This window comes from uncultured Boseongicola sp. (genome assembly GCF_937988555.1).
GTDB lineage: Bacteria > Pseudomonadota > Alphaproteobacteria > Rhodobacterales > Rhodobacteraceae > Boseongicola.
On record NZ_CALJXO010000075.1, the window covers coordinates 1 to 6,525 of the forward strand.

The following is a 6,525-nucleotide window of genomic DNA, read 5'->3' on the forward strand; positions in this document are numbered from 1 at the left end:
ACAAGCTTCGGTTTTCCTTTGCTATTCTGCGCCGAGGCGGTTTTATTGATGCGCAAGAGGCGCAAAAGACGTCGTCTTCTTGCATCTGAACTTCAAAACAAGGCGTTTTAGCAGGAATTTGAGACGATATGGCGCGCAAAACATCAAAACCTGCGGTAAAAGGCAAACCTAAGCCAACCCGTGCAACGGTCGCAAAGACGAAAGTAACTGCGAAGGTTGGACTGCCTGTCCCCGTCGTCGGTTTGGGTGCCTCTGCAGGAGGCCTCCAAGCCTACAGCGCTTTTCTCGACGCCGCTCTGGCTGACTGTGGCGCGGCGTTCGTCTTAGTTCATCACGTGGACCCGCATCACAAAAGCCTCATGGCAAATCTTTTGACCAAACATACGGCGATGCCCGTGGTACTGGCCAAGGATCAAACCTCCGTACGGCCGGATCATGTCTATATTATCCCCCCAAACAAATACCTGGAGATCAGGAAAGGGGTGCTGCAACTATCAGAACCGACAGGCCGCCGTGGCACGAGGCTGCCGATTGACCTGTTCCTTCGGTCATTGGCCAAGGACTTGGGCCAGAACGCCATCGCAGTGATCCTGTCGGGCACCGGAAGTGACGGGTCTGCGGCCATTCGCGAGATCAAGGAACAGGGCGGCATCGTTCTGGTGCAGGACCCCGCCGAGGCTCAACATGACGGGATGCCGCGCAGTGCGATTGCGACTGGGGCTGCCGATCACGTTGTTGGTGTCGCTGAGATGCCGGGAATTATCACGGACTACGTCCGACATCCATTCGTTCAGAACGGCAACGCCAAGAAGGTGCTTGGTGAGAATGCCAAGGGCTCGTTGGACCAGGTCATTGCCGTTCTGAAGGCGCATTCGCCAATCAATTTTGAACTTTACAAAGAAGGCACGCTGCTGCGCCGGATTGAGCGGCGGATGACACTGCGCCACATGAAAAATCCGGGCGACTACCTTGCGCTATTGAAGGACTCGGCGGAGGAGGCGCAGAACCTCAGCGCCGATCTTCTGATCAGCGTAACATCCTTTTTTCGCGACAAAGATGCATTTGATCATCTGGAAAAGAACGTCCTTGAGGGATTGGTCAAGTCCCATGACGCAGGGCACCCGATGCGGATTTGGGTGCCCGGATGTGCCACGGGCGAAGAAGCCTATTCGCTCGCTATGCTGGTGATCGAGAAAATATCGACGCTTCGCAAAGATGTGAAGTTGCAACTCTTTGCTTCGGATGTCGATGAATGCGCGCTGACGATAGCACGGAATGGCGTCTATCCGGATTCCATTGCTGAAGATGTTTCTGCCGCGCGGTTGAAACGTTTTTTCAAAAAAGAAGACCACAGCTATCGCGTGACGCCGGAATTGCGCGATACCGTTGTTTTTGCCAATCAGAACATTCTAGCGGATGCGCCGTTCTCCAAACTGGACCTGATCTCCTGCCGTAATCTGATGATCTATTTGACACCAGATGCGCAAGAGAGGGTCATTCAGATGTTTCATTTCGCGCTCAACGACGGGGGCACATTGTTTCTGGGCATGTCTGAAACGGCACGTGATCACGATGCTCTTTTTGAGCCGCTGTCAAAGAAATACCGTGTTTATAAACGCGTGGGCCACGCGCGCGGCCGCGCCTTTGATTTCCCGAATGTGCAACGTTCCTTCGCCAATGCAGCTGTCAGCCCAAATCCCAGGCAGTTTCAAGCCGCTGGCAACAGATTGGCAGAGTTGAGCCAAAGTCTGCTTCTGGAACACTATGCCCCTGCGGTGGTTCTGGTGAACGCCCAGTCAGAGGCGCTCTATTTCGAGGGACCCACGGATAATTACCTTAAGCTACCATCGGGCGAAACCAGCCGTGATCTGCTGGCAATGGCGCGTCAAGGGCTTCGGGCGCGCCTGAGTAGCGCCATTCGGATGGCGCGGCAATCAGACACTGTGGTAAAGAAAGAGGCCACTATCGAGCGGGGAGGCGAAAGAGTCGGCGTCACGATTCAAGTGCATCCTGTAACGTTGGACGATACCAAGCTGTTCCTTGTGACCTTCGCTGACCAATCCATTACGCCGATTGTGCCGATATCGGACGATCCGAACGCGGAAATGAACCGGCAACTGGAACAGGACCTTGAAACCACAAGGGCCGAGCTGCGCAACACTATCAGTGATTATGAACGGTCCACCGAAGAGCTGAAGGCCGTCAACGAAGAAGCCATGTCGATGAACGAGGAGTTCCAGTCGACAAACGAAGAGCTGGAGACCTCAAAGGAAGAGCTGCAATCCCTGAATGAGGAGCTGACCACGCTCAACACCCAGCTTCAGCAAAAAATCGAAGATGAACGCCGCTTGTCGGATGATCTGAACAATCTGCTGTCGAGTTCGGGCATCGCAACGCTGTTTCTGGACACTGAATTCAAGATCAAGCGGTTCACGCCAACGACACGCGACCTGTTCAACCTTATCAGTAAGGACATCGGACGCCCGTTCAGTGACATCACTGGCAGGATCAAGGATTCGGACCTGCTCAAGGACGCCGAAACGGTCCTTGAAACCCTTGTTTCGAACGAATGCGAAGTTGCGAGCGACGACGGGCAGTGGTTCGTCCGCCGCATCCTTCCCTACCGGATGCAAAACGGCAAGATTGATGGCGTTGTGGTGACATTTTCCGAAGTGTCGCAGCTTAAGGAGTTGCAGCATGAGACCGCCACCGCCCGAGAGTTTGCCGAGAGCATTATCGATACGGTGCGTGAACCGATGCTGGTGCTTGACGGCGCATTTACAATTATTGCGGTCAGCCAGTCATTTAGTCGTGTGTTCGCAACGGACGTCGTCGATGTTATCGGAAAAAACCTGTTCTTGATTCAAAACCGGCAATGGGATGTGCTGCAGCTTCGCCAGCTGTTGGAAGCCATCTTGCCGGAGCAGATGACATTAGAGGCGTTTGATCTGACGTTGGACGCAGGCGATCTCGGTCGACGGGAAATGGTCCTGAATGCGCGCAAGATCATGGGTCGCCCTGAGGATGAGGAGCGCATCCTGATCGCCGTGGAAGACGTAACCGCCCAGAAGTTCGCGCAGCGAGCCATTTTGGACCGCGAAGCGCGACTTGGCGCCATTCTTAGCGCCGCTCCCGAGGCTATCCTGACAATTGATGAGCGCGGCATTGTCGGCACGTTCAACCCTGGTGCAGAGGAGATTTTGGGGTTCAACGTCACGGAGGTGCTAGGTCAGAACGTCAACATGCTGATGCCTGAGCCCGACCGGAGCAGACATGACGGCTATCTGGAGGACTACCTAAAGACCGGCGAAAAGAAGATCATCGGCATCGGGCGCGAGATGGATGCGCTCCGCAAGGATGGCTCCCGAGTCCCGATCCGGCTGACAGTGTCCGAACTAGAGTTGGATGGAGCACGCCATTTCTTGGGCATTATGCATGACCTGACGCATGACAAAAAGCGACAGGCAGAATTGCAGCGCGCCCAGAAGATGGAGGCGGTCGGTCAGCTGACGGGCGGTCTGGCGCATGACTTCAACAATCTTCTGACGGTTGTGATCGGCAATCTTGAACTACTTGAGATGCGCACCGACGACATCAAGTTGCACGAACTGATCAATGAGGCGCTGGAGGCTTCCAATGTTGGCGCTGCGCTCACCAATCAGTTGCTTTCTTTTTCGAAAAGGCAGTCCCTTGCTCCCGAAAGCGTCGCCTTGAACGAGCTTGTAGAAACGATGCTGCCGATACTACAACGCACCCTTGATAAACAAATCAGCATCGAAACCCTGCTGGCGGATGATCTGAATCTTATCTTGGCTGACCCCGGACAGATCGAAAGCGCCATTCTCAATCTAGCTATTAATGCGCGCGACGCGATGCCCGATGGTGGAACGCTCACATTGGAAACACGCAATGTTGCTTTGGACGCTGATTATGCCGCAGCGCAGGTCGATGTGACCCCTGGGAATTATGTGTGCTTGTCCGTGACGGATACGGGCACCGGGATGTCGCCTGAGACGCAGGCACGGGTGTTTGAGCCGTTCTTTAGCACAAAGGGACCGGGCACCGGGTCGGGTCTTGGCCTGAGCATGGTGTATGGCTTTGCCAAACAATCAGGTGGCCATGTTGTGATCTACAGCGAGGTGGGGCAGGGCGCGACCGTTAATCTGTTCCTACCGGCCGCTGGGGCGGCATTGGGCGAGGGCAAAATTGCTCCACTAGAAAAAGTATTCAAGCCCGCGAACGAAACGATCCTTGTGGTCGAGGATGACCCGAAGGTCCTACGCCTGACTGCCACCCGTCTCGAAGAGCTGGGCTATCAAGTCATCGCGACCACGAACGGCCCAAAAGCGATGGATATCTTGAAACGACGTGAGGACATCGATCTGGTCCTATCCGACGTTGTGATGCCGGGCGGTATGACGGGTTTTGACGTCGCCGATCAGGCACTGGCGTTGCGACCTGACCTGAAAATCTTGTTGGCCACCGGCTATGCGAAAGGCATTAAGCCACGCGATCCGGCGTCTGCTGAAATTGACCACATAATCTTACGCAAGCCCTATGGCATAAAGGAATTGGCAGGAACTCTGCGTGGGCTGCTGGACTAAAGTATTTACGACGTCTGGACGTCTCCAGCGAACAAGTATCCGATAACGCGTACGGTTTTTTGCTCAGTATGGGCGTACTTGAATCACGCTCTATTTTGCGGCGCAGACGTGCTTTCTGATTATCGATGTTGCGATCAAGTGGAGACCATTTCGCGCCATTCAGAAGGTCCATCAAACGATCACGTGACAAAACCCGCTTGGGGTTCTGCAAAAAGATATTGAGCAGCCGGAATTCTCCACCTGTCGGGTCCACAATGTCGCCGGTGCGGTCAAGCGGTTCGAATTGGTCGAACCGCGCCACCATGCCATCGAACGAATGAGTCCGTCCTGAACAAGGGTTTCAGGCAGACATACGGACGATCTGATTCATTCTGGCAGGTGCCATTGCCACACCGACGCCCTGACAGAGCTTAGGGATCAGCCAGATCAACTGACAAATAGTAATCCTCAGGTGCCTGAGGATCATGCGGATGTTGTGACCACAGCCGCAGAGGACGGCAAAGATTGCGTCGCCATCGGTTCCCTTGAGCGGACATCGCGTCAGTCGGCCGTCGTTTTTCATGTGGCCGATCATCGGCTCTATGGCGCTGCGCCGTCGTAGAAGCTTAGCGATGGTTCTGGTGACGCCGCGCCGGGCACCGCTGAGGAATACTTTGACGTTCTCCACGCCATGGCCACGGTATCCACGGTCGACGAAAGCGAACTCCGGCTTTTGGTCGGTCAGGTTTTCGACTTGCTCCAACGCCTCGGCCAACGTGTGACCGTCATAGGGATTGCCTGACAGCGCCCGCATCCCGACCACAAAGCCACCCCTGTTGGTTGTGGCGACGCTGACCTTAGTTCCGAACTCGTAGCGCTTGTGCGCCTTGCCCTTGGAAATACAGTCCACCGCTGGCTCATGTAGAGAGTACAGTTTTTTCTTGTCCTTCGGTTTTTGGGCCAGCAGCCGGTTCACCAGCGCGATCATCTCTACCAGACGCGCCCTCAGCGCCCCTTCCGGAACTTTGCCCAGTTGCCGTTCGATGTCGCGCAGTACGCGGCCTGTGTAGCCCTTGAGCCTGCGCAGCGCCTTGCGCATCCGCTTGAACTGGCGGGCATGGGCATAGCGGCCGACCTGACCAGCTAGCCGGGGTGCGAGGCGGTTGTAATTCTGGCGCAGGCCGATCCCGGCCTCACGAGCCAGTCCGACCAGTTTGCGCCGGGCCTTTTCATACAGTTGGGCATCGGTGGGATGGGCGATGTTCTTCTCCATGACCGTGGTGTCGACAGTCACTCTTTTGAGGTCATTGCCCTTCACCATCCCGGCCCGTTTCCCGGCTTCAATTGTCTGGGTCAACATCCATTCAACACCTTCCTCGCCAATCCGTTTGCGCCAGCGCGTCAGGGATGAGGGATCAAGCGGCAGACGATGCTGAAAGAACGTCTCACCGCAGAAATGCTGCCAATATGGGTTCTCGGACCACCGGGCCACGACCGCCTCGTCCGAAAGCGCAAATGCATGTTGGAGATAGCACAGTCCCGCGACCAAACGCGGTGAGGTGGCTGGGCGACCGGTATGTGACGGGAAAAACCCGGACCATTCCCGCTCGAAGACTTCCCAGTCGATCAGGGCGGCGAGCTTCACCAGTTCATGGCGCATGTCGATCATTTCGATCAACCGGGCGCGCAGGAGGTCGTCTTGTTCTGCGGGTTGTTTTCTTGGCTTCATATCGTGGCTCGAAATTGCAGGGTTCCTGCCGATATTATATCCAACCCTGCACTTTCTACCCAACAAAACCGTGCTGTTTTCGAGCAAAATCAGCTAGATAAGAGTTGTTCAGGTCGGACTGTTTATGGTCAGGACACGTATATCGAAAAAACCTAAACATGGACATTCTTCGTGGAATATCCTCTGAACGGTAAGAGTGCCTTCACTGAAAGC

At 55.2% G+C, this 6,525-nt stretch carries 3 protein-coding genes; 1 reads left to right on the plus strand and 2 read right to left on the minus strand.

Annotated features, from left to right (window positions below; translation table 11 throughout):
• Positions 1-128: 128 nt before the first annotated feature.
• A complete protein-coding gene (locus Q1B15_RS04210; protein WP_299750625.1) occupies positions 129-4,604 on the plus strand; it encodes a chemotaxis protein CheB in 4,476 nt (1,491 codons plus the stop codon).
• Here the strand turns inward: Q1B15_RS04210 and Q1B15_RS04215 are convergent.
• Positions 4,501-4,908 carry a winged helix-turn-helix domain-containing protein gene (locus Q1B15_RS04215; protein WP_299750628.1) on the minus strand — a complete coding sequence of 136 codons (408 nt, stop codon included), beginning with the start codon at positions 4,906-4,908 and terminating at the stop codon, positions 4,501-4,503. The two genes, Q1B15_RS04210 and Q1B15_RS04215, sit on opposite strands and share 104 nt — an antisense overlap.
• A gap of 36 nt (positions 4,909-4,944) precedes the next feature.
• The gene (locus tag Q1B15_RS04220; protein ID WP_299750630.1) at positions 4,945-6,312 is read right to left on the minus strand and encodes an IS5 family transposase; all 1,368 of its coding nucleotides are present in this window, start codon (positions 6,310-6,312) and stop codon (positions 4,945-4,947) included.
• Between the last annotated feature and the right edge of the window lie 213 nt (positions 6,313-6,525).

Bases quoted from the DNA above. Each gene is read 5' to 3' on its own strand.
- Q1B15_RS04215 (WP_299750628.1), bottom strand. From the start codon at position 4,908: ATGGTGGCGCGGTTCGACCAATTCGAACCGCTTGACCGCACCGGCGAC.
- Q1B15_RS04220 (WP_299750630.1), bottom strand. From the start codon at position 6,312: ATGAAGCCAAGAAAACAACCCGCAGAACAAGACGACCTCCTGCGCGCC.
- Q1B15_RS04210 (WP_299750625.1), top strand. From the start codon at position 129: ATGGCGCGCAAAACATCAAAACCTGCGGTAAAAGGCAAACCTAAGCCA.